Origin of the sequence: Candidatus Pelagibacter sp. HIMB1542 (genome assembly GCF_052047835.1) — a bacterium.
Taxonomy (GTDB): Bacteria; Pseudomonadota; Alphaproteobacteria; order Pelagibacterales; family Pelagibacteraceae; genus Pelagibacter.
This window is the reverse complement of the sequence record NZ_JBNAJB010000002.1, coordinates 71,255-95,322: the sequence shown is the minus strand read 5'-3', so window position 1 is coordinate 95,322 and position 24,068 is coordinate 71,255. Positions and strand designations below refer to the sequence as shown.

Sequence of the window (24,068 nt, the reverse complement as noted above, 5' to 3'; positions counted from 1 at the left end):
AGTGAGAGAAAAAGTATTAATTTCCACTGGAGGTTCTGGAGGACATGTCATTCCTGCAATTACAATTCATGACCATTTAAAAGAAAAATATGACACAATAATCTCAACAGATTCCAGAGGATTAAAATATTTAGAAAAAAATGATTATAGATATATTTTAATAGATACACCAAAGTTTAATAGTTTAATACTTTATCCTTTTAAATTATTTAAAGTCTTAATATTAACAATTAATTCTCTAAAAATATTAAAAAAAGAAAAAATTTCTTACTTAATTTCAACGGGTGGGTACATGTCCTTACCTTTATGTTTAGCAGCAAAAATTCTAAATATTAAAATTTTTTTAATTGAACCAAATATGGTTTTAGGAAGAGCAAATAAATTTTTTTTAAATTTTTCTAAAAAATTAATATGTTATTCAAAAAACTTAAAAAATTATCCAAAAAAATTTGAAAATCAGAAGAAAATTTCAAAACCTTTGATAAGAAAAAAATATTATGAAACAGATTTATATAAAAAAGATGTAAATTTGTTTACTGTCATGATTATCGGAGGTAGTCAAGGAGCTAAAATTTTTGATACACTTATTAATGAATTAATTTTGAGTGTCTCAAAATCTTGTTTAATTAATGTAATCCATCAAACTAGTGAAAAAAACATAAACTATTTAAAAAATTTTTATAAAATTAATAATATAGAAAGCAATGTTTTTAGTTTTGATCAAAATTTAAATGAACTGATGAAACAGTCTGATTTATGTATATCAAGGTCGGGCGCTTCAAGCTTAGCTGAAATGTCATTAATGAATATTCCTTTTATTGCTGTGCCACTTCCTAGTTCCAAAGATAATCATCAATATGAAAATGCTAAATATTATTATGATAAAAATTGTTGTTGGATAATTGATCAAAAAAAATTTGATAAAAATAAATTTGAAGAACTATTGTTGAAAATATCAAAGAAAGATGAAGATTATGTTGCAAAAAAAGAAAATCTAAAAAAATTAAATTATCAAAATACTTGGAATAATGTTAATCAAAATTTATTGGAAATTTTAAATGAAAATTGAATTAGCTAAATCAGAGGTTATTCATTTTGTTGGTATAGGTGGGATAGGGATGAGTGGCCTTTCAATGATAATGAAGAGAAGAGGTTTTAAAGTTCAAGGAAGTGATATTTCAAATAATAAAAATATTAATAGGATTAGAGAAGAAAAAATCAAAGTTTACGTTGGACATAAAAAACAGAATATAAATAAGGCTACAATTCTGGTTGTTTCTTCAGCAATTAAAAAAAATAACCCAGAATTAGTTGAGGCAAAATCAAAAGGTCTACCGATATACAAAAGAGGAGAAATGCTAGCAAACATTGTGTCTCTTTCTAAAAATATTGTTGTCGTTGGATCTCACGGTAAAACAACAACTACTTCTTTAATTGCATCAATTTTTCAGAATACAAAAATAGACCCAACTATTATCAATGGAGGAATTATAAATTCGATAAATAATACAGCAAAATTAGGTAAAAGTGATTGGTCAATTTTAGAAGCTGATGAGTCTGATGGTAGCTTTATATTTATTCCCCCAACTTACTCTATCATAACTAACATTGATAGAGAGCACATGGATTTTTATAATTCGATGAAAAATTTAAATAAATATTTTATTGATTTTGTTGAGAAGGTTCCATCTTTTGGAAAATCATTTATCTGTTTAGATGATAAGAATAACAAAAATTTAATAAAAAATATTAAAAAGAAAAATTTTTATACATATGGTGAAGATCCTAAATCAAACTTTTCTATAAAAAATATAAATCATTTTAAAGAATTTTCAAAATTTGATTTATTAATAAAATTACCAAATAAAAAAAATCGATATTTAAAAAATGTAATAATTCCTCTACTCGGAAATCATAATATTAAAAATGCAGTTGCTGCTCTTGCAGTATCGTTGACCGTTGGAATATCAATATTTGACATAAAAAAAGGACTTAAAAATTTTAAAGGTGTTCAAAGAAGATTTAATAAGATTTTTTCTTTTAATAATGTTGATTTTTTCGATGACTATGCACATCACCCAACTGAGATAAGAGAAGTATTAAATGGGGTAATGAAAGTTTATAAAGGTTATGAGAAGATATGTATTTTTCAACCCCACAGAATATCAAGAGTAAAAGATTTAAAAAAAGAGTTTAGTTTTGCTTTTAAAGATGCTGATAAAGTAATTTTATTTCCAATTTATAATGCTGGTGAGAAAATGAAACTCGGATTTAGTTATCTTAGTTTTGCAAAACAAATTATCAAAAATTCGAGAGTTGAATTATTAATGATCGAGGATCAATTGCAATTAGCAAAATATGTAAAAAGTAATATTTATGGAAAAAAAATTGTTATTGGTATGGGCGCTGGTTCAATTTCAACTTGGATGAGAGAATTACCTAAATATTTATAATGAAAACTAACTTGAAAGAGCTGTCAGAAGAGTTTGGTCAAAACCTAAAGCTAGATTGTGATTTAAAAAAGAAAAATTGGTTTAATATTGGTGGTAAAGCTAAAATTTATTTTAAAGCTGATAATTTAAAAGATTTAATCAAATTTTTAAAAATTATAGAAAATAAAGAAAATATTTTTGTCCTAGGTGGAGGATCAAACACATTAATAACTGACGATAAATATGATGGTGTAGTAATCAAGCTTGCAAATAATTTTAATAATTTATCAGTTCTGTCAGATGATATAATTATTGCAGGGAGTATTGTTAGCGATAAAGCATTATCAGAATTTGCATTAGAAAATAGTTTAGGTGGTTTAGAATTTTTGTCCTGTATACCAGGTACAGTTGGCGGTGGAATTAAAATGAATGCCGGATGTTTCAATAGGGAATTTAAAGATGTTCTTGTTACAATTCAAGCTATTACTAAATCTGGCCAATTAATAACTATACCTGCTAAAGATATAAATTTTAAATACAGAGATAGCGGTTTATCTGATGACCTAATTTTTTTAAGCGCCTCCTTTAAAGGGTTTAAGAAAGAAAAAGAATTAATCCAAAATGAAATGAATTTTTTAAAAGAAAAAAAAGAAAAAGCACAACCAACAAGAATTAAAACCAGCGGAAGTACTTTTAAAAACCCTTTAGATCAATCTGAAAAAAAGGTTTGGGAACTAATAAAAGAGTCTGTTCCATTAGACATTTCTTTTGGTGATGCATATATTTCAGAAAAACACTGTAATTTCTTTGTAAATAAAGGTAATGCTAAATTTAAAGACATGAAGAATTTGATCGAATATGTCTCAAATAATGTCTTTGAGAAAACAGGTGTAAAGTTAGAAACTGAAATTAAAATTTTAGAATAAATTGAAAAAAAAAATATTAATACTTTCGGGTGGAATTTCAAAGGAGAGATTAATAAGTCTTGATACAGGTAAACAAGTTGCCCAAGAGCTAAAAAAAAATGGATATAAAATTCAGATTTCTGAACCAGATAGATCTTTATCTTTAAATATCAAAAAATTTAAACCTGATATAATTTTTAATGCATTACATGGACAATTTGGAGAGGATGGATATATCCAAAGTATTTTAGAGAAATTTAAAATTCCTTATACCCATTCTGGTGTTATTGCTTCATCTTTAGCTATGGATAAAGAAATTTCAAAAAAAATTTTTATAAAAAATAAAATTAATACACCAAAATTTTTTGTTTATAATTATGGTTATAAATCATCTACCTTGATAAAAAAAATTCAGTCAAAATTAAAATTTCCTGTTGTCATAAAACCTTTAAATGAGGGTTCAAGTGTTAATGTTTTTATATGTAACAAATCTAATCTAACACAAAAAGTTAAATCATTAAAAGATTACAAAAAAATTATGATTGAGGAATTTATTGGAGGAAAAGAAATACAAGTAGCAATTATGGGTAATAAAAAACTTGGAGCAATTGAATTAAAACCCAAAAGAGCTTTCTATGATTATCAAGCAAAGTACAACACAAATGCGAAAACTAAACATATAATCCCTGTTGATTTACCAAATAAAAAATTAAATCAAGTATTAAATATTGCGTTTAAAGCACACAACATTATTGGTTGTTCTGGTGTAACACGATCAGATTTTAAATATTTTAATGAAAGATTTTATCTATTAGAAATTAACACACAACCTGGTATGACAAAATTATCCCTCGTACCTGAAATAGCTTCTTATGAAGGAATTAGTTTTTTGAAATTAATTGAATGGATTTTAAAAGATGCATCAAAGAAAAAGTAAAAAAATATTAATTTACTTTTTTTTATTAATTTTATTAGGTTCAATAAATAATAATTCAATAAATAATTTAAAATTAGAAAAAGTAAAAAACGTAAATATTTTTGGTTTAGAAAAAAAAGATCAAAAAACAATACTTTATAATTTAAATAATTTAGATTTAAAAAACATTTTTTTTATTAATAAAAAAAAAATTCAAAATATAATTGACTCTAATTCATTAGTTGAAGAGTACAATGTAATTAAAAGATACCCTCATTCAATTAATATTAGTATTAAGAAGACAAGTTTTATTGCCAGAATTAACCAAAATGGAAAATTCTATTTAATTGGAACTAATGGTAAATTATCAAATAATAATAACTCAGGATTACAACTGCCGTATATATTTGGAAATCCAGAGATTAAAGAGGTATTAGAATTAAGAAAAATTATTGATCAGTCAAATATTGATTATTCACAAATAAAATCTTTATATTATTTTAAATCAAAAAGATGGGATTTAAAATTTACTAACAGCATAGTAATTAAATTACCTGAGAAAATTGAAAAAGAAACTTTAGATAAAATATCAATTTTTTTAAAAAATATTAAATTAAATAATCAAAAAATTGTTGATGCAAGGATAAAAAACCAAATAATAATATTAAATGAATAATGAATAAAGTAATAGAATTTGAAACTTATTTAATTATTTCTCATAAAAAATTTGAAATACATTTATTAGATATTAAAAATTTTAAAAATTTATACAAAGAAGAATTTAATATTCAAACTGATTTAAAAAAAATTGAATTAAATTTATTAGGTGCATTCTTAGAGAAGAATATTTTTAGTATTGAAAAGGTAGCAGGAGGTTTTGTAAATAATATAAATGTTATAATTGAAAATGGTTCGATTCTTAACTTTGATTTAAGTGTAAAAAAAAAAAATTATTCTGGATATATTACAAATTCATTTTTAGAAAATACACTCTCAGATGTAAAAGTTTTATTTCAAGAAAGTTATAATCAACGAAAACTTATGCATATTTTAATAAATAAATATATAATAGATGGTATTATCTACTCATCTCTAAAAGATAAAATTAATAGCAATGAGATATTTTTAGAAATTAAATTAATTTCCATTTCAAACTCAATAATTCTTGAGATTGAAAACATTTTAAAAAGATACCAAATTCAAGTTAACAATTATCTAGACAAATCATATATAAAAGATTTTTATATAGAGGAAAAAATAGACATTTCACAAAAAGCGCATAAATTGTTAAATGGTTTAAATCCCAATGAAGTTCGTATAATTTCAAAAAACTCACAAAAGCACAGTTTTTTTGAAAAATTTTTTCGATTATTCAGTTAAATTTGTTTTTTCTTGTAACAATAGTTGTTTTTAAATAATTCAATATTCATCTAATAAACTAATATGACTCTTTTAACTCAAAAAACTATTAAAAATAATATTTCATTCAGTGGAATATCTCTTCATAGCGGTCTAGATGTTAAAGTAAGTATTAAACCTGCGCCAACTAACCAAGGTATAATTTTTAAAAGAGTTGATTTAAAAAGTAATAACTTGGTTTATCCAAGTTTTATGAATGTTACTAATACATCTTTAAATACAACAATCGAAAATGAGTTTGGTGTTAAAGTATCAACTATAGAGCATTTAATGTGTGCATTATTTGGATTAGGAATAGATAATGCCTTAATTGAAATTGATAATGAGGAAGTTCCAATACTAGATGGATCTGCAAAAATATTTATCGAAAAAATTATTTCAGCTGGCATTGAAGTATCACAGTCTCCAATAAAAATAATTAAGATTAATAAAGAAATCAGTTATTCGGAGGGAGATCGTTACATAAATATTAAACCATCAACTTTAAGTTTAGATATTGATTTTGAACTAAAATATAAGAACCCTGTTATTGGAAATCAAAGAAATAAATTTAAAGTATATGAGGATGATTTGTCAGATGTTTATAACTCAAGAACCTTTTGTCTTTACGAAGATATTGAAATGATCAAAAAAAATGGATTAGCTAAAGGTGGAAGTTTAGAAAATGCTATAGTAGTAAAAAATGAAGAAATTTTAAATTCAGAGGGACTTAGAAATAAAAAAGAATTTGTTAACCACAAAATTCTTGATTGTATTGGTGATCTTTACACATCTGGTTATAGAATTATTGGCAGTGTTAAATGCTCTCAAGGTGGACATTATCTTACTAACCAATTATTAAGAAAAGTCTTTAGAAACAAAGAAAATTTTTCAATAATTGAAATCAAAGAGAAAAATCTACCACATTCTTTAATCAATAGAAATTTATTAAAATCTATTGCATAAAAATTCTAGATAACTTTTTAATAATCTTTAAAAGTAGTAAGGGTTTATGAATATTAAAAAATTTTTATTTTTAATAATTAGTGTAATGGCTATTTTTTCTTGTTCAAAAGATCAAGTTACTAATTCTGTAATAAATGAAAAAAGCCTAGACCTCCAATTACTAGAAGCATACAAAGAAGGAGCTTTGTCTTTAGAAGCTGGAGATGTTTTATATGCAGCAAAAAAATTTAATGAAGCTGAAATTTTATATCCACAATCTGAATGGGCCCCTAAATCGTCTTTAATGGCAGCATATTCTTACTATTCACAAGATTATTATTTAGATGCAATTGAAGAATTAATTAGATTTAAAAAAGTATACCCAAAACATAAAGATTCAGATTATGCTAATTACCTTTTAGGAATATGTTACTATGAACAAATAGTTGATGAAAAAAAAGATTTAAATTCAATTAGGAAAGCCAAAGCCCAATTTAACTTTCTAATAAATAATTATCCAAACTCAGAATATTCAACAGATGCAGAGTATAAGATTGATTATATAAATGAAATTTTGGCTTCAAAAGAAATGTATATAGGCAGATATTATTTTAATAAAAAAAAATGGATACCAGCCATCAACCGTTTTAGAAGTGTTATTGATGATTATGATACATCAATATATGTAGAAGAGGCTTTGTATAGATTAGTGGAAATTTATTATACTTTAGGATTAGATCAAGAAGCACAAAAGTATGCTTTTACCTTAGGTTATAATTACCAATCATCTAAATGGTATGAAAAATCTTATGAAATTTTAAACAAAAGTTATAAAATTGAAAAATTAAATAAAAATAAAAAAGAAAAATCAATTTTAAATAAAGTGAAATCTCTAATAAATTGAGATGAATAAGAAAGAAATTAATCTTCAATATTTAAAAAAAATTGAATTAATAAAAAAATATAATGATCATTACTACGATAAAAGTAACCCACTAGTTACTGATCAAGCTTATGATAAATTAAAAAGTGAGATTGAAAAACTTGAAATTGATTATAGTTTTTTAAAATCAGAAAATTCTCCAACCAAAACTGTTGGACATAAACCTTCAAAGAATTTTAGCAAATCATTGCACAAAGCACCTATGTTGTCTTTAGCAAATGCTTTTACAGAAGAAGATTTGGTTAATTTTGAAAAAAAAATTAAAAACTTTTTAACTCTAAAAGATAAAGTAAAAATATTTTATAGCGCTGAACCCAAGATTGATGGAATATCAGCATCTTTGAACTATAAGAACGGAAAATTTTACAAAGGACTTTCTAGAGGTGATGGTAAAGAAGGAGAGGATATAACTGAAAATCTTGCAACTATAATTGATATTCCAAAAGTCATCTCTTCTAAAGATTTTCCTGAAGAAATAGATATTAGAGGAGAGGTATTTATTCAGAATAATGATTTTAAAAATTTAAGAGAAAAATTTGCAAACCCTAGGAATGCTGCATCTGGATCTTTAAGACAAAAAAATTCAAATGACACAAAAAAAATTCCTTTAAAATTTATTGCTTATACTTTTGGATATGAGAGAGGATTGAAGGCTACTAATCAATTTGACTATTTAAAAAAATTAAGTGAGTGGGGTTTTAAAACCAACCCATTAAATAAGTTAATTTCTGGAGTAAAGAATTTAAAAGCCAACTATAATGAAATAGAAAAACAAAGAGCAAATTTAAATTTTGATATAGATGGTATCGTTTACAAAGTTAATGATTTCGCGATGCAAAAAAGATTAGGAAATGTTGCTAATGCACCCAGATGGGCAATAGCACATAAATTTTCATCAAATAAAGCTGTTTCTCAAATTATAGACATAGAGATACAAGTTGGTAGAACTGGATCCTTAACGCCAGTTGCAAAGATCAAGCCAATAAATATTGGAGGAGTTGTAGTTTCAAATGCAACATTACATAATGAAGATGAAATTAATCGAAAAGATATTAGAGTGGGAGATACAGCTGTCATTGAAAGAGCAGGGGATGTTATACCTCACATACTTTCTATAGATACAAAAAAAAGATTAAAAAATTCAAAAAAATTTATTTTTCCTGAAAATTGTCCATCATGTGGATCAAAAACAATTAAAGAATTTAATAAGATAACAAAAAAAGTTGATGCTGTTAGAAGGTGTTCTAGCGAAGGTTATTATTGTGATAAAATATCAATTGAAAAGTTAAAACATTTTGTGTCAAAAGAAGCTTTTAATGTAGACGGTCTTGGAAAGAAAATAGTTGAAAACTTTTGGAAATTAGCATTAATAAAATTTCCTCAAGATATTTTTAAATTAGATTATTCTAAAATTGAAAAGCTAGATGGATGGGGAAAACTATCTGTTCAAAATTTAAAATATTCAATAGACCAAAAAAAAATTATTTCTTTAGAAAAGTTAATTTATTCATTAGGCATAAGACATATTGGATTAGAAAATGCAAAATTGTTATCTAAACATTTTGTATCATTTTCAAAATTAAAAAATTTATCTAAACAAAGCGATTATGAAGATTTGTTAAATATTGATGGAATTGGTGAAACACAGGTAAATTCAATTAAAAGTTTTTTTTCAAATGAAGCAAACTTAAAAGTTTTGAATGAATTAGAAAAAGTTCTAGTTATAAAAAATACTGTTCAAAATACTGAGGATGGTTTGTTAAAAAATAAGACTTTTTTAGTTACAGGTAAATTAAATGGAATTAGTAGAGCTGAAGTTAAATCTTTAATTGAAGAAAATTCTGGCAAAACAATTAGCAGTGTCTCCAAGAAATTAAACTATTTGATAATTGGGGACAAGCCAACAAAGAAGAAAATAGATAGTGCAAGGCAGCTTAAAATAAATATTATAGATCAAGCTAAATTTTTGAAAATGCTAAATAAAACTAGCTAGCCATTTTCTCTCATTTGGATTTAAATATTCAGATATTTTTGAATAAACTTCTAAGTGATATTTAAATAGATAGTTTTTTTCATTAACTGTTAATAAATCAAAATTGATCAAATCCTTTTCTATGGGTGCCATTGTTAGATTTTTAAATAATAAATTTCTTTTTAGTCTTGTAACATAAACTAAATTTTCAATCCTGATTCCATATTCATTAGTTTTATAATACCCAGGCTCATTGCTTAAAATCATACCTTCTTTTATTTTAACAGTATTTATTTTTGAAATAGATTGAGGACCTTCATGAACATTAAGAAAAAAACCAACACCATGTCCTGTGCCATGTGCATAATCTAGATTGCTTTTATTTAAAAATTTTCTTGCTCTTTTATCAATTTTTTTACCTGTATCATCTTTATTAATATTTGTCGTAGCTACAGCAATATGGCCTTTTAATACTTTTGTAAAAATATTTTTGATGTTTTGTTTTTGTTTTGAAAAACAAATTGTTCTTGTTACATCAGTTGTCCCATATTTATATTGGCCTCCAGAATCGCAAAGAAAAATATCCCTCTTATTAATAACTTTACAATTTCCCTTTTTCGCACGGTAATGAACAATTGCCCCGTTTTCACCAGAGCCTGCTATGGTATCAAAACTAGGATATAGAAAATTTTTATTTAATTTTCTAAAGTTTTCTAATTTCTTAGCTGCTTCTACTTCTGTAATTTTTTTTTTATTAATTTTTTTTATCCAAAATAAAAATTTAGTTAATGCTACTCCATCCAAGATATGAGCATTAATCATATTTTTAATCTCAGTTTTATTTTTGATTGATTTTAAAAAATAAATTGGATCTTCTCTTTTTATGATCTTAAATTTTGACTTAATTAAATTTTCATAAAATATTGAACAAGATTTATCGTCAATAATAAAGTTTTTTCCCTCAAGATTTAGTATGTTACTTGGTAAAGTATTTATATTTAAAAATTCATTTTTCTTAATTATTTTATTTTTTAATAATTGCTTACATTGTTTTTTATTTGATATCAGTAGTATTTTTTTTGATTTACTTACTATCAATCTTGAATTGGGAATTGGACTGTTGGGCCCATCTCCACCTCTTATATTTAAAGTCCATGCAACATTTTCAGGTGCACTAATAAATATATAATCAGATTTATTTTTTTTTAAGTATTTAGATATTTTATTTAGTTTTGAATTAACACTTTCACCGACTATGTTTTTATCTAAAGAAAAAAATGGTTGAGAGGTATGTTTTTTTTGTTTTTTAATTTCATCAATTAGATTTTTTTCAATATATTTAATTTTATTAAATTTTAAAAAATAATTTTTTATTTGAGTATTGGTAAATAATTTAGGATCTATACCAAGTGTAAGATTTTTAAATAAACTACAATTTATTAATTTTTCAAATCCATAAATTTTAAAATTATTCCCACTCTCGATTCGACTTTGAATGGTGTATCTTCCATCAGTAAACAAATAATTTTTATTACTAAGAATTATTGCTAGACCAGCCGACCCACTAAAATTTGAAATAACTTCTAATCGATTTAATTTTGAATATTCGGTGAAGTAATCATCATTTTTTGGAATTACATAACCATTAATTTCATATTTCTTAAATTTACTTCTTAGTTTTTTTATATAATTTTTCATTTTATTCTCTTTTGATATCTTATCCAACCGGGACTTCTTGTTCCCTCTTCAATTTCAAAATCCTGATTAAAATCAAAATCATCATCATTATTAATTTCTTCATCAAAGAAAGAATTTTTTTCTAAATGTTTTTCTGGTAATTCATCAATGAAACGTGAAGCCATACTGTCTATCCAATCCCCTTGGTAAAACCTATTCATTGAGAAAGAAATTATAGCTTTTTTCTTTGCCCGTGTAATTCCAACATATGCTAAACGTCTTTCTTCCTCTAAGCCATTTTGACCTTTTTCTTCAATAGATTTTTGATGTGGAAATAATCCTTCTTCCCATCCAGGTAGAAACACAACATCAAATTCCAAACCTTTTGCTGCATGCATGGTCATCATATTAATTTTTTCACCATCCCATTCTTGATCAACTGAAGTTGCTAAAGATACGTGCTCTAAAAAACTTTCTAAATTATCAAATTCTTTCATAGCACTTAACAATTCTTTAATATTTTCTAGTCTGTTTTCATTATCTAAATCTTTTTTATTTTTAAGCATTGCTGAATAACCTGATTCATCTAAAACAATTTGTAATAACTTTATGTGATTTGATTTCTTTATGGTTAAGTCATTTCTCCATTTGTTTAGAGAATTAATAAATAAGCTAAGTCCAATTTTAGCTTTTGGCTTAATTAAATTTTGTTCAAGCATTTTGATTGATGCTCTTTCTAAATTTAAATTATGTTCCTTAGCAAACTCATGAATGCTTTTTAAGGTACTATCACCTATTGATCTTTTTGGATTGTTAACAATTCTTTCAAAAGCTAAGTCATCTTTCTCTTGATGAATCAATCTTAAGTATGCAACACAATCTTTAATCTCAGCTCTTTCATAAAATTTTGTACCACCTAATATTCTGTAGGGCATACCAATTTTCAGAAATCGCTCTTCAAATTCGCGTGTTTGAAAAATGGCTCTAACTAAAATTGCAATGTTATTATAAGAAAATTTTTTTTTTATTTTTTTTTCAATTTCATCTGAAACTCCAACTGCTTCATCTTTACCATTTTTAAAACAGTTTAATTGAACTAAATCACCTTCTTCCATTGTAGTAATCAATGTTTTTCCAACTCTATTTTGATTATTAGAAATAAGGTTTGAAGCAACTGATAAAATATTCTGTGAGGATCTATAATTTTGTTCTAATCTTATTACTTTTGTATTCTCATAAACTTGGTCAAATTCTAAAAAGTTTTTAATCTCAGCACCTCTCCAGCTATATATTGATTGATCGTCATCACCAACACAGCAAATATTTTTATTTTTTTCAGATAGAAGATTGAGCCATTTACTTTGAATAAAATTTGTATCTTGATATTCGTCAACTAAAATGTATTTAAAATTTTTAGAATATATTTCTCTAATATCAGGATTAAATTCTAAAATTTTTACTGTATGTAAAATCAAATCTCCAAAATCGCAGGAATTTAAATCAGTTAATTTTTGTTGATATATTTTGTATAATGGAAGAACAGTTTTCTCATAAATGTCTTTTTTATTTATAATTACTTCGCCAGGATAAAAACCTTTATTCTTCCATCTATCAATTATTGCAAGTATAAATCTTGGAGATAGTTGTTTGATATCGATATTTTCTGCTTTGCATATATTTTTTATTAATCTAATCTGATCGTCAGTATCTATAATAGTGAAATTTGAGTTTAATTGTGCAGCTGAAGCATGTTTTCTTAATAATTTCGCACAAATTGAATGAAAAGTTCCCAACCAAGAAAGACCAACAGCAGCAGATCCTAAAATTTTACTAACTCTATTTTGCATTTCTTTAGCAGCTTTATTTGTAAAAGTGACTGCAAGAATTTGATTAGGAAAAGCTTTTTTTTCCTTAATTATATTTGCTATTCTTGATGTTAGAACTTTAGTTTTTCCTGAACCAGCGCCAGCCACTATTAATAGAGGACCATCTAGATGCATTACAGCATCCTTTTGAGCTTCATTTAAACCATTTAAATATTCTCTATTTATCATTCAAAATAATGTTTTATAAGATTACTACTTAAAATGAATAATCTTAAATTAATTGCTAATTTTAATAAAAAATTCAGTAGATTTATTAATAATCTATTAAAGAAAAATTTAAACAAGTTAAATGTTGATAACTTTAAAAATTTATTAATTAACAATAAAATATTTTTATCTATTGTCGCACTAATTATTTTATTTTTATCATATCTTTCATTTCCAAATATTCATAACAAAGAGGAAGTAGCTTTAGAAATTAAAAAATATTTAAAAAGCAAATTAAACCTAGAGTTTAGTTTTCAAGAAGATTTAGATTATAAATTCTTACCAAGACCTCATTTTACTACAAATAATTCCTCAATTAATTCTGAAGAAGATAAAATTGCAGAAATAAAAAAACTTAAAGTATATGTCTCTTTAGAAAATCTATTTTCTTTAAAAAATATAAAATTAAATCATGTCATCTTAGATGAAGGAAATTTTAACTTAAATAAAGAAAATTATAATTTTTTTTATAATTTATTAGATGGTAATTTTAATGATTTTAAATTTGAAATATTCAAAAGTAATGTTTTTTTTAGAAGTTTAGAAAATGAAGTTTTATTTATTAATAATATCAAAAACGCAAAATATTTTTTCGATCCTAAAGAAATTAAAAATATGTTTTATGCAAATAATGAGATATTTAATTTACCTTATTCAATCAAAGTTTTTGATAATAAAATTGAAAAAACAATACATTCTAAAATAAATATAGAAAGTTTAAGACTAGAAATAGACAATCAATCTTCATATGATGATACAAATTATTTAGGTTTTTCAGAAATAAATTTATTAAACTCAAAAAACTTGTTTGAGTACCAATTAAAAGATAATTTGTTTGAGTTTAAATTTTTTGATAAAAAACAAAATCCTGAGTTTTCTTATAAAGGTAAATTTAATTTAAAACCATTTTATGCAAATATAACAGGTAATACCAATAAACTAAATCTTTCGTCTTTATTTTCGTCAAATGCGATTATTAAAGAGCTTCTAAAAACCGAAATTTTAAACAATAAAAATATTGATTTTTATTTAATTATTTCTGGGAACAGCATTAAACAATTTGATGATTTTAAAAATGTTTTAATAAAATCAAAAATTCAAGAAGGTTTAGTAGATATCGATCAATCCAAAATGACATGGAAAAATAATATTAATTTTGAATTTTTAGATAGCTTAATATTTGTGAAAGAAGGAAATTTAATTTTAGATTCTAATGTTGAAATTAATATAAATAATACTGATGAACTTTACAAATTCTTACTTACTCCAAAAAATTTGAGAAAAAAGATTAGTAAAGTTAATGTTAACTTTACCTATTTATTTGATGAAAAAAATATCAAAGTGAAGAATATCAAGGTAGATGGGAAAACACTTGAAAAATCTGATTATAATTTTGATGATATTTTGCTAAAAGATAACAACTTGCAAAATAAAATTTATTTCAAAAATTTATTGAATGAAGTAATAAAAAATTATGTAGGATAAATCATTTTTCTAGGATCAACTATTTTCTCATAGTCTTTTTCGCTAATTAATCCTGTTTTTAAGGTTTCATCTTTTAGTTTTGTATTATTTTTTAAAGCTGTTTTTGCTATTTTTGCAGCATTATCATAACCAATATGCGGAGCTAAAGCAGTTACTAACATTAAAGAATTATCTAAATGCTCCTTTATTTGCTTTTTATTAGCTTTAATTCCTTTAACACAATAAAGCGCAAAATTTTTTGTACTATCTGCTAACAAGTCAACAGATTGTAAAATGTTATGTGCAATTAATGGCTTAAACACATTTAATTCAAAATGACCATGTGATCCTGCCATAGTAATTCCATTATGATTTCCAATTACGTTTGCACATACCATTGTAACTGCTTCACACTGTGTTGGATTTACTTTTCCAGGCATTATTGATGAGCCAGGTTCATTTTCAGGTAGTATTAACTCTCCATATCCAGCTCGAGGTCCAGATCCTAAAAATCTGATATCATTTGAAATTTTCATTAATGCAACAGCGCATGTATTCAACGTTCCAGAGAAATTTACTATTGCATCATGTGCTGCAAGTTCAGCAAATTTATTTGGTGCAGGTTTAAATTTTATTTTAGTAAATTTTGAAATTTCTTTAACAATTTTTTTATCAAAATTTTTTTTTGAATTTATACCAGTTCCAACAGCTGTTCCACCTTGAGCTAAAAATAGAATTTCTTTCAATGCATATTCGATTCTTTCGATACATTTTTTTAATTGAGCATGATATCCAGAAAACTCTTGACCAAGAGATAGCGGAGTTGCATCTTGAAGATGAGTTCTTCCAATTTTAACTATTTTTTTAAATTCTATAGATTTTTTCTTTAGTTCTTTTTCCAAGATTTTTAAACTTGGTAATAATTTAGCTAAAGTCTGTGTCGCTACAGAAATATGCATTGCAGTTGGAAAAACGTCATTAGTAGATTGAGATTTATTTACATGATCATTTGGATGTACAGGTTTTTTAGTTCCTTTTTTTCCTCCTAAAATTTCAATAGCTCTATTGGCAATTACTTCGTTTACATTCATGTTTGTTTGAGTGCCAGAACCTGTTTGCCAAACTTTTAAAGGAAAATTTTCATCTAATCTTCCTTTAATTACTTCCTCTGAAGCTTTGATAATTGCTTTTGAAATTTTAACACTAATTAATTTATCTTTAGCATGAACTATAGCTGCTGATCTTTTAATAATAGCAATAGATTTTATTATAGAAATATTAACTAAAATTTTTCCAATATTAAAAAATTTATTTGATCTTTGTGTTGAAGCGCCCCAATATTTGTCATTAGGAACTTTTATACTTCCAATACTGTCAAACTCATTTCTTAATTTCATTGATTAATTTTTAAGTAAAAATAACTATATTAATACAATAAATTTTAAAAAACTAACAGGAGCAATATGTCGAATTTTATTAAAGTTGGAACTTTTATGAAAACCTTTGGTCAAGATGTTAAAACTAAGCCATCTTTTAGCACCGATAAGATAAATAAATTAAGAATAGATCTAATTAAAGAAGAGTTAGATGAGCTTACTGAAGCTATGAATAATAAAGATTTATTAGAAGTTGCTGATGCACTTACAGATATTTTGTATGTAACGTATGGGGCAGGACACGCTTTTGGAATAGATTTAGATAAATGTTTTGAAGAAGTTCAAAACTCAAATATGAGCAAATTAGATGAAAATGGAAAACCTATTTATAATGAAGCTGGAAAAGTTATGAAAGGTCCTAATTATTATAAACCAGATCTAACTAAGTTTGTGAGTTAAATTTCTAACTTAAAGTCAACTGCATTAGCACTATGAGTAATGCTTCCTATAGAAATTCTATTTACTCCTGTTGAGGCAATTGCTTTGACAGTTTTTAAATTAACATTTCCAGAAGCTTCTGTTTCGTAATACTTTTTAGCAATTTTAACTGCAGTTTTTAAATTTTTTAAATTCATATTATCTAGTAGAACAGTATTAAATTTTAAACCTAAAATTGATATAAGTTGGTCAATTGTATCAACTTCAACTGTAATTTTTTTTCCTTTTTTATTTTTAATTGCTCTTATAACCAAATTTTTTAAATCTGAACTCGCGATGTGATTGTCTTTTATTAGATATTCATCACTTAAATTAAACCTATGGTTCGTACCCCCTCCTAAATTCACAGCATACTTTTGAATTACTCTAAGATTTGGAATTGTTTTTCTAGTGCAACAAATTTTAGTTTTTTTTCCAGCTAATCTTACAAATTCATTTGTCTTTGTTGCTATACCAGAAATATGTGACAAAAAATTTAGAGCAACTCTTTCAGCAATCAAAATATTTTTTGCCTTACCTTTTATCAAAGCAACCAAAGAACCTTTTTTAATTCTCGAACCATCTTTTTTTTTAACAATAAATTTTATTTTATTATCAATTAAGGAAAAAGTTTGTTTAACAAATAATAATCCAGCAACAACTGCATTTTGATTTGAAATTAATTTAACGGTTACAATTTTATCGTTATCAATTAGTGCTGAAGTGATATCACCTGAAGGATAAAGATCTTCGTTTAGAGCTAACTTAACAGTACTTTTAATAAATTCTTTGCTTAATTTAATTTTTGACACTTAATTATCTGCCGATAGCTGCCATTCTCTCTACAGATATTCTTGCTTTTTCTATTGTTTCTTTATCCATTATAATTTCACCTGTTTCGTTTTCTAAACAGTCTAAAATTTTAGGTAAAGTGATCTTTTTCATATGCGGACACATATTACATGGCTTAACAAAATCTACATTTGGATTTTCTATTTGAATATTGTCACTCATTGAGCACTCCGTAACCATCATTACTTTTTTTGGCTGATTATCTTTTACATATTTAATCATTCCAGAAGTGGATCCTGCAAAATCGCTTGCTTCAATTACATCAGGTGGACATTCTGGATGAGCGATAATTTTAATTCCTGGATTATTTTTTCTTATATCTTCTATTTCTTTTTTATTAAATTGATCATGAACAATGCAAATTCCTTTCCAAGAAATAATTTCAACATCAGTTTGAGAAGCAACATATTTAGCTAAATAATCATCAGGTAAAAATATTACTCTTTTTACTCCAAGTGATTTAACTATTTTAACTGCGTTCGCAGATGTGCAACAAACATCTGTTTCAGCCTTAACTTCTGCTGACGTATTAACATAAGATACAACAGGGACGCCTGGGTATTTTTCTTTTAATAATCTTACATCTTTACCTGTAATAGATGAAGATAAAGAACAGCCAGCATCCATATCAGGAAGAATAACTTTTTTATTTGGGCTCATTAATTTTGCAGTTTCTGCCATGAAATGTACACCAGCCATTAAAATAATATCAGCTGAAGTTTTTGAGGCTTCAATTGCTAATGCAAGTGAGTCTGCAGAAAAATCTGCAACACCATGATATATTTCTGGAGTTTGATAATTGTGAGCTAAAATTACAGCATTCTTTTCTTTTTTTAATTTATTAATTTTATGAATGTATGGAGCATGCACAGACCATTCAATTTCAGGCATAACCTTAGAAATCTTTTGATATATAGGATCTGTTGCTTTACGTACTTCTTGTGTAAATTCCATAAAGTTTTTTACCAATTTGAAACATACTTGTCATTCATTTATTGTGGGACATATCGCGGTCGTGCTGAAATTGGTAGACAGGCACGGTTGAGGGCCGTGTGGACTTAGTCCATGAGAGTTCGAGTCTCTCCGACCGCACCAAATTTCAATTTTAACTAATCCATTCAGGTTTTTTTATAATTATTGAAGCTTCTTTAGTTTTAAATTCAAGTTTTTCACAAAAGTTTTCATCTAAAAATTTGATTAAAGCGAAAGGGTAATCATTATCTATTAACACTTTACCTATTTCATTTTCATTATTAAAAATACTTTCTCCTTCATTTAGTTTTCCATTAATTATATTTATAGGCATCAATCTTTTTGAAAGCTTATTTTTTAATTTAATTCTAGCTGTATTTTCTTGGCCAACATAACAGCCTTTTTTAAAATCTATTCCATTCAGTTCTTCAAAATTACATTCAATACCAAATAATTTCTCTTGTAATTTGTTTAAATCTTTTGGAACTATTCCTAGTTTATGACTTAAAGAATAGTATTCGTTTACATCTGTATCGTGAAGATCTAATTTTTTTAAGGACAAGTAAAGTTTTTCTAAATTAATAATTAATCTTGCTCCTAATTGTTTATTTCTTGGATCTAAAAATATTGGATCTTCTCTATATTTAATTGTGCATCCAGGTTGATCTTTTGCTCCATCAAAAGTTAAGAATTTTTCATGAGAAAATGCTGCTACAACAAATTCATTACTTAAATTAAGAATTTCAACTTTAGATCTTAGCTTATATAGAGATAACTGTTTAAATAGTCCATCTGCTTGATATTTTTCACAATCTAAAAGATAACCTGATTTATGTTTTATGATTATAAATTCATATAAAAATTTCCCTTGGGGTGTAAGTAAAGAACTAAAACAACTATTTACATCACTTACTTTATTTATATCGTTACTAATAAGATTTTGAAGAAACTCTTTTGCATCTTCTCCGTTAATATAAATAATTGCTCTATCTTCTAAAATGTAAACGTTTTTTATATTCATAATTGATTAATTATAGATTGTAATATAATAACAATTTCTCAAAATGTTAGATCTTAAAATTAAAAACGGACAATGTTACATCGATGGTGAATTAAAAGACGTTGATGTTGCTATAAAAGATGGAAAAATTCAAAAGATTGGTCAAATTTCGGAAGAAGCAAAAGAGACAATCAATGCAGAAGGTCATACAGTATTGCCTGGTTGCATAGATACCCAAACACATTTTAGAGAACCAGGATCAACAGATACTGAGGATCTTCATTCAGGGAGTAGGGCAGCAATAGCAGGTGGGATAACCAGTGTATTTGAGATGCCAAATACTAACCCTCCAACCTCAAACATGAAAGAGTTTAAAAGAAAACTAGATCTTGCTAAAAATAGAATGTATTGCAATTATGCTTTTTACTTTGGTGCTACTGCTGACAATGCAGATGACTTAGCTAGTTTAAAAGATTTAGAAGGTTGTTGTGGAATTAAGCTTTTTGCTGGCTCTTCGACTGGTAATTTATTGGTGGCGGAAGAAGATGATATAGATAAGGTTTTTCAAAACGCTTCCAAAGTCGTTGCAGTGCATTCCGAAGATGAAGCAATATTAAAGATTAATAAAAAATTAATTAAAGAAGGAGATGTCCACACACATCCCGTATGGAGGAGCGCAGAGTGTGCCATAGCATCCACAAGAAGAATTGTTAGAATTGCAGAAAAACATAAGAAAAAAGCTCATGTTCTTCATATTACAACCAAAGAAGAAATTGATTTTCTTTCTCAGCATAAGGGCAACATTACATTTGAGATAACTCCTCAGCATTTAACTCTTTATGCTCCAGATTGTTATGACAAACTTGGAACGTATGCTCAAATGAATCCACCATTAAGGGATAAAACTCATTATGATAGATTGTGGTATGGGGTCAGAAACAACTTCAATGATACTATTGGATCAGATCATGCGCCTCATTTAAAAGAAAACAAAGATAAGGTTTATCCAAATACTCCTTCAGGTATGCCGGGTGTTCAAACTTTAATGCCAGTAATGTTAAATCATATTAACGATGGAAAGCTAAGTTTAAATCAGTTGATAAACTTTGTTTGTGAAAATCCAGTTAAAATTTTTGGAATTAAAAATAAAGGATTTATTAAAGAAGGTTATGATGCTGACTTTACAATTGTAGATATGAACAAAACAATCGAAATTAAGAATGAAAATATTGAAAGTAAATGTAAATGGTCTCCATTTAATGGATTTAAATTCAAAGGAACACCCACTCATACTATCATTGCAGGAAAAATTAAAATGCAAGATGGGAAAATTTTAGGAGACCCAGAAGGAAATCCTTTACAATTTAGTTAAGCTTAACTGTAAAACTATTTACCAGAATTACACCTAATACGATTAAAAATAATCCTAAGATTGCTTGCCAAGCTAAGGTTTGTTTAAAAAATATATATCCTAGTATAGCAATTGTAAAAATTCCTAATCCACTCCATGTAGCGTATACAATTGCAATTGGAAGTTTGTTTACAACAAAAGTTAATAAATAAAATGCACAAAGATAAAAAATTGATAAAGCAACTGTAGGTATAACTTTAGTAAAGTTTTGAGAAACTGGTAGCAACATCGTTCCAGCAACTTCACAAAAAATTGCAGCAATTAAAAATATATAAGTTTTAACCATTATTTAAAATTTCATGACTTACTAAATCGTCTTTTATTTCATTTAGTATTTTTGGATCATCAATTGTTGGTGGAATTTTATAATCAACACCATCTGCAATTTTTCTTATTGTTCCTCTTAAAATTTTTCCTGATCTTGTTTTTGGTAATCTTTTAATAACAATAACGGTCTTAAATGCAGCAACAGGGCCAATTTTATCTCTAACCATTTGTACACATTCTTTAGAAACAGTTTCATTATCTTTTTCAACACCTGATTTTAAAACTACTAAACCAATTGGTAATTGACCTTTTAATTTATCTGCTATTCCAAGTACTGCGCATTCAGCAACTGATTGATGTTCAGACAAAACTTCTTCAATTGCACCAGTTGATAATCTGTGACCTGCAACATTAATAATATCATCTGTTCTAGACATGATCCAAATATAACCATCATCATCAATATGACCTGCATCATATGTTTGATAATAGCCTTCATAATTAGTCATATAGTTTTCTTTGTATCTTTGATCAGCATTCCAAAGAGTAGGGAACGTTCCAGGAGGTAAAGGTAGTTTTACAACTATATCCCCCATTTCATTTGGCTTAGCTAAAGACTGGTCTGGTTTAATGATTTTAACATCATATCCAGGAACCGCTTTACAAGCAGAGCCATATTTGGTCTCCATCATTTCAATTCCTGTACAATTTGAGCTGATTGCCCAGCTAGTTTCAGTTTGCCACCAGTGGTCAATCACTGGAACCTTTAATAAATTTTCAGCCCACTTAATAGTATCTGGGTCTGCTCTTTCTCCAGCAAGGAACAAGCTCTCAAAACTAGATAAATCATATTTTGAGAAAAATTTACCCTCTGGATCTTCTTTCTTAATAGCTCTAAATGCAGTTGGAGCTGTAAATAATGATTTTACTTTGTAATCTGAAATAATTTTCCAAAAGGCTCCTGCATCAGGAGTTCCAACAGGCTTTCCTTCAAATAAAACTGTTGTGCATCCTTTGAACAGAGGAGCATAAACAATATAAGAGTGTCCGACAATCCAACCAATATCACTAGCCGACCACCAAATATCATCAGTGTCAATATTATATATATTCTTCATAGTCCATTTAAGAGCAACGATATGGCCACCAGTATCTCTTACAATTCCTTTTGGCGTTCCAGTTGTTCCAGATGTATATAAGATGTAAGCAAACTCATTTGAATTCATCTCAACACAATCAGCATCTGTTGCATTTGAGATTGCTTCATCCCAACTTATCTTTGTTGAAGCATTTAATTTGACTTCGTTTCCTGGTCTTTGGAACAAAATCATCTTTTCAATTTTATGATTAGCTATTTTGATAGCCTCATCTACTAGAGGTTTGTATTCAACTGTCCTTCCAGGCTCAAAACCACATGAAGCTGTTACTAATAACTTTGCTTTACTGTCATCTATTCTGCTTGCAAGTTCATTTGAGGCAAACCCACCAAAAACAACTGAGTGTATTGCTCCAATTCTCGCACAAGCAAGCATAGCTATCACTGCTTCAGGGATCATCGGCATGTAAATGATTACTCTGTCTCCTTTACTTATACCTTGTTGCTTTAAAGCACCTGCAAATCTTGATACTTTTGCCCTAAGTTCCTCATAAGTGAACTTATCTTTGTTGCCTGTAATAGGACTATCGTAGATTAAAGCAGTCTTTTGACCTCTTCCTTGGTCAATATGAATGTCTAGAGCATTATAACAAGTGTTAGTAACACCATCTTCGAACCATTTATAGAAAGGAGGATTAGATTTATTTAGAATTTTTGTTGGTTTTTTAAACCAAAAGATATCTTCACTCGCTTCTTGCCAAAATTTTTCAGGGTTTTGAATGGAATTTTTGTAAATACTTTGAAATTTTTTTGACATTCTAATTTGATTCGATTTTCGTTATTTTTTTGGTTTTTAACTTATAAATTGTATTTAATTTTAAAAATTCAGTAAAATCAATGCAAATTAATGACAATTAAGTCTTCATAAAACTAATTTTATTTGCTATTTAACCCCAACTTTGGCTTAGGGTTACTTAAGTCTAGTTTATATAAACTAATAAATAAAAACTAACGAAGAGGGAGTTTTTTATGAAAAAACTTAAATTGTTTGCTCTTACAGTTGTTGCTCTTATGGGTGTAACTGGTGTTGCAAACGCTGAAACAGCTATGCTGGCTCAAGACGATTTCGTAGGTATTTCGTTTTGGTTAGTATCTATGGCTTGTTTAGCTGCTACTGTATTCTTTTTCTTAGAAAGAAGTTCAGTTCCAGCTGGATGGAGAGTTTCAATGACAGTTGCTGGTCTAGTAACTGGTATTGCATTCGTACACTACATGTACATGAGAGATGTATGGATCGCTACTGGTGACTCACCAACTGTATACAGATACATTGACTGGTTAATTACAGTGCCATTATTGATGTTAGAATTCTATTTTGTTCTATCAGCAGTAAACAAATCAGACTCTGGAATTTTCTGGAGACTAATGATTGGTACATTAGTAATGCTAGTAGGTGGATACTTAGGAGAAGCTGGATACATCAACGCTACACTTGGTTTCATAATCGGTATGGCTGGTTGGGTATACATCTTATATGAAGTATTCTCTGGTGAAGCAGGTAAGAGAGCAGCGAAAAGTGGTAACAAATCACTTGTAACTGCTTTTGGTGCAATGAGAATGATCGTTACTGTAGGTTGGGCGATCTACCCATTAGGTTACATTTTTGGTTACCTAACAGGTGGTGTAGATGCTAACTCACTAAACGTGATTTACAACGCAGCTGACTTCTTGAACAAGATCGCTTTCGGTCTGATCATTTGGGCAGCAGCTATGCAACAACCTGGTAGAGCTAAGTAGTAGTTTTACTTAAAATTTAAAAAAGGGCAGGTACAATTTTGTACTTGCCCTTTTTTTTGCCTTAGGTAAAATTAT

The 24,068-nt window shown here is 26.9% G+C and carries 21 protein-coding genes and 1 tRNA gene; 14 read left to right on the top strand and 8 right to left on the bottom strand.

The window, feature by feature from the left end:
• The first annotated feature begins 1 nt into the window (after window position 1).
• The 9 genes from ACTTBI_RS04850 to ligA all read left to right on the top strand — a co-directional run bounded on the left by ACTTBI_RS04850 (window position 2) and on the right by ligA (window position 9,532).
• The gene (locus tag ACTTBI_RS04850; RefSeq protein ID WP_440652896.1) at window positions 2–1,069 is read left to right on the top strand and encodes a UDP-N-acetylglucosamine--N-acetylmuramyl-(pentapeptide) pyrophosphoryl-undecaprenol N-acetylglucosamine transferase; all 1,068 of its coding nucleotides are present in this window, start codon (window positions 2–4) and stop codon (window positions 1,067–1,069) included.
• Window positions 1,059–2,453, top strand: coding sequence for a UDP-N-acetylmuramate--L-alanine ligase (gene murC / locus ACTTBI_RS04845; protein ID WP_440652895.1), 1,395 nt, complete (start codon window positions 1,059–1,061; stop codon window positions 2,451–2,453). The genes ACTTBI_RS04850 and murC overlap by 11 nt, the downstream gene beginning before the upstream one ends.
• Window positions 2,453–3,358: a UDP-N-acetylmuramate dehydrogenase gene (murB, locus tag ACTTBI_RS04840; RefSeq protein WP_440652893.1), complete on the top strand. Its 906-nt coding sequence runs from the start codon at window positions 2,453–2,455 to the stop codon at window positions 3,356–3,358. The genes murC and murB overlap by 1 nt, the downstream gene beginning before the upstream one ends.
• Window position 3,359: 1 nt before the next feature.
• Window positions 3,360–4,274 (top strand): D-alanine--D-alanine ligase, encoded by a 915-nt coding sequence (locus ACTTBI_RS04835; RefSeq protein ID WP_440652892.1) that lies wholly within the window; start codon window positions 3,360–3,362, stop codon window positions 4,272–4,274.
• Complete coding sequence (locus ACTTBI_RS04830; protein ID WP_440652891.1) at window positions 4,255–4,929, top strand: cell division protein FtsQ/DivIB; 675 nt, start codon at window positions 4,255–4,257, stop codon at window positions 4,927–4,929. The genes ACTTBI_RS04835 and ACTTBI_RS04830 overlap by 20 nt, the downstream gene beginning before the upstream one ends.
• Window positions 4,929–5,633 (top strand): hypothetical protein, encoded by a 705-nt coding sequence (locus ACTTBI_RS04825; protein WP_440652890.1) that lies wholly within the window; start codon window positions 4,929–4,931, stop codon window positions 5,631–5,633. The genes ACTTBI_RS04830 and ACTTBI_RS04825 overlap by 1 nt, the downstream gene beginning before the upstream one ends.
• A gap of 63 nt (window positions 5,634–5,696) precedes the next feature.
• Window positions 5,697–6,617 carry a UDP-3-O-acyl-N-acetylglucosamine deacetylase gene (gene lpxC / locus ACTTBI_RS04820; RefSeq protein ID WP_440652888.1) on the top strand — a complete coding sequence of 307 codons (921 nt, stop codon included), beginning with the start codon at window positions 5,697–5,699 and terminating at the stop codon, window positions 6,615–6,617.
• A 46-nt stretch (window positions 6,618–6,663) separates the two neighbouring features.
• The gene (locus ACTTBI_RS04815; RefSeq protein WP_440652886.1) at window positions 6,664–7,500 is read left to right on the top strand and encodes an outer membrane protein assembly factor BamD; all 837 of its coding nucleotides are present in this window, start codon (window positions 6,664–6,666) and stop codon (window positions 7,498–7,500) included.
• Between the two features lies 1 nt (window position 7,501).
• A complete protein-coding gene (gene ligA / locus ACTTBI_RS04810) occupies window positions 7,502–9,532 on the top strand; it encodes an NAD-dependent DNA ligase LigA (RefSeq protein ID WP_440652884.1) in 2,031 nt (676 codons plus the stop codon).
• On the opposite strand, the gene ACTTBI_RS04805 is transcribed toward ligA, so the two are convergent.
• Window positions 9,515–11,209: a M24 family metallopeptidase gene (locus tag ACTTBI_RS04805; protein WP_440652882.1), complete on the bottom strand. Its 1,695-nt coding sequence runs from the start codon at window positions 11,207–11,209 to the stop codon at window positions 9,515–9,517. The genes ligA and ACTTBI_RS04805 overlap by 18 nt on opposite strands.
• Window positions 11,206–13,242, bottom strand: a complete 2,037-nt coding sequence (locus tag ACTTBI_RS04800) for an ATP-dependent helicase (protein WP_440652880.1) — start codon at window positions 13,240–13,242, stop codon at window positions 11,206–11,208. The genes ACTTBI_RS04805 and ACTTBI_RS04800 overlap by 4 nt, the downstream gene beginning before the upstream one ends.
• Window positions 13,243–13,275: 33 nt before the next feature.
• Between ACTTBI_RS04800 and ACTTBI_RS04795 the strand changes: the two genes are divergently transcribed.
• On the top strand, window positions 13,276–14,766 hold the full coding sequence (locus ACTTBI_RS04795) for an AsmA family protein (RefSeq protein WP_440652878.1): 1,491 nt from the start codon (window positions 13,276–13,278) through the stop codon (window positions 14,764–14,766).
• Here the strand turns inward: ACTTBI_RS04795 and fumC are convergent.
• Window positions 14,754–16,142 (bottom strand): class II fumarate hydratase, encoded by a 1,389-nt coding sequence (gene fumC / locus ACTTBI_RS04790; protein WP_440652877.1) that lies wholly within the window; start codon window positions 16,140–16,142, stop codon window positions 14,754–14,756. The two genes, ACTTBI_RS04795 and fumC, sit on opposite strands and share 13 nt — an antisense overlap.
• 66 nt (window positions 16,143–16,208) lie before the next feature.
• Here fumC and ACTTBI_RS04785 point away from each other — a divergent pair, with 66 nt between their 5' ends.
• Complete coding sequence (locus ACTTBI_RS04785) at window positions 16,209–16,580, top strand: phosphoribosyl-ATP diphosphatase (protein ID WP_440652875.1); 372 nt, start codon at window positions 16,209–16,211, stop codon at window positions 16,578–16,580.
• Here ACTTBI_RS04785 and nadC read toward each other — a convergent pair.
• Window positions 16,577–17,410, bottom strand: a complete 834-nt coding sequence (gene nadC / locus ACTTBI_RS04780; protein ID WP_440652874.1) for a carboxylating nicotinate-nucleotide diphosphorylase — start codon at window positions 17,408–17,410, stop codon at window positions 16,577–16,579. The genes ACTTBI_RS04785 and nadC overlap by 4 nt on opposite strands.
• 4 nt (window positions 17,411–17,414) lie before the next feature.
• A complete protein-coding gene (gene nadA, locus ACTTBI_RS04775; protein ID WP_440652873.1) occupies window positions 17,415–18,404 on the bottom strand; it encodes a quinolinate synthase NadA in 990 nt (329 codons plus the stop codon).
• Between the two features lie 55 nt (window positions 18,405–18,459).
• Between nadA and ACTTBI_RS04770 the strand changes: the two genes are divergently transcribed.
• Window positions 18,460–18,545 (top strand) — tRNA-Leu (locus tag ACTTBI_RS04770).
• Window positions 18,546–18,555: 10 nt separating this feature from the next.
• Here the strand turns inward: ACTTBI_RS04770 and ygfZ are convergent.
• A complete protein-coding gene (ygfZ, locus tag ACTTBI_RS04765) occupies window positions 18,556–19,443 on the bottom strand; it encodes a CAF17-like 4Fe-4S cluster assembly/insertion protein YgfZ (RefSeq protein ID WP_440652872.1) in 888 nt (295 codons plus the stop codon).
• Between the two features lie 43 nt (window positions 19,444–19,486).
• On the opposite strand from ygfZ, the gene ACTTBI_RS04760 reads away from it, so the two are divergent.
• Window positions 19,487–20,794, top strand: a complete 1,308-nt coding sequence (locus ACTTBI_RS04760; protein ID WP_440652871.1) for a dihydroorotase — start codon at window positions 19,487–19,489, stop codon at window positions 20,792–20,794.
• Here ACTTBI_RS04760 and ACTTBI_RS04755 read toward each other — a convergent pair.
• Window positions 20,787–21,119, bottom strand: coding sequence for a DMT family transporter (locus ACTTBI_RS04755; protein ID WP_440635333.1), 333 nt, complete (start codon window positions 21,117–21,119; stop codon window positions 20,787–20,789). The two genes, ACTTBI_RS04760 and ACTTBI_RS04755, sit on opposite strands and share 8 nt — an antisense overlap.
• On the bottom strand, window positions 21,112–23,013 hold the full coding sequence (locus ACTTBI_RS04750; protein ID WP_440652870.1) for a propionyl-CoA synthetase: 1,902 nt from the start codon (window positions 23,011–23,013) through the stop codon (window positions 21,112–21,114). The genes ACTTBI_RS04755 and ACTTBI_RS04750 overlap by 8 nt, the downstream gene beginning before the upstream one ends.
• A 212-nt stretch (window positions 23,014–23,225) precedes the next feature.
• Between ACTTBI_RS04750 and ACTTBI_RS04745 the strand changes: the two genes are divergently transcribed.
• Window positions 23,226–23,993: a bacteriorhodopsin-like gene (locus tag ACTTBI_RS04745; RefSeq protein ID WP_440651056.1), complete on the top strand. Its 768-nt coding sequence runs from the start codon at window positions 23,226–23,228 to the stop codon at window positions 23,991–23,993.
• Window positions 23,994–24,068: the final 75 nt, after the last annotated feature.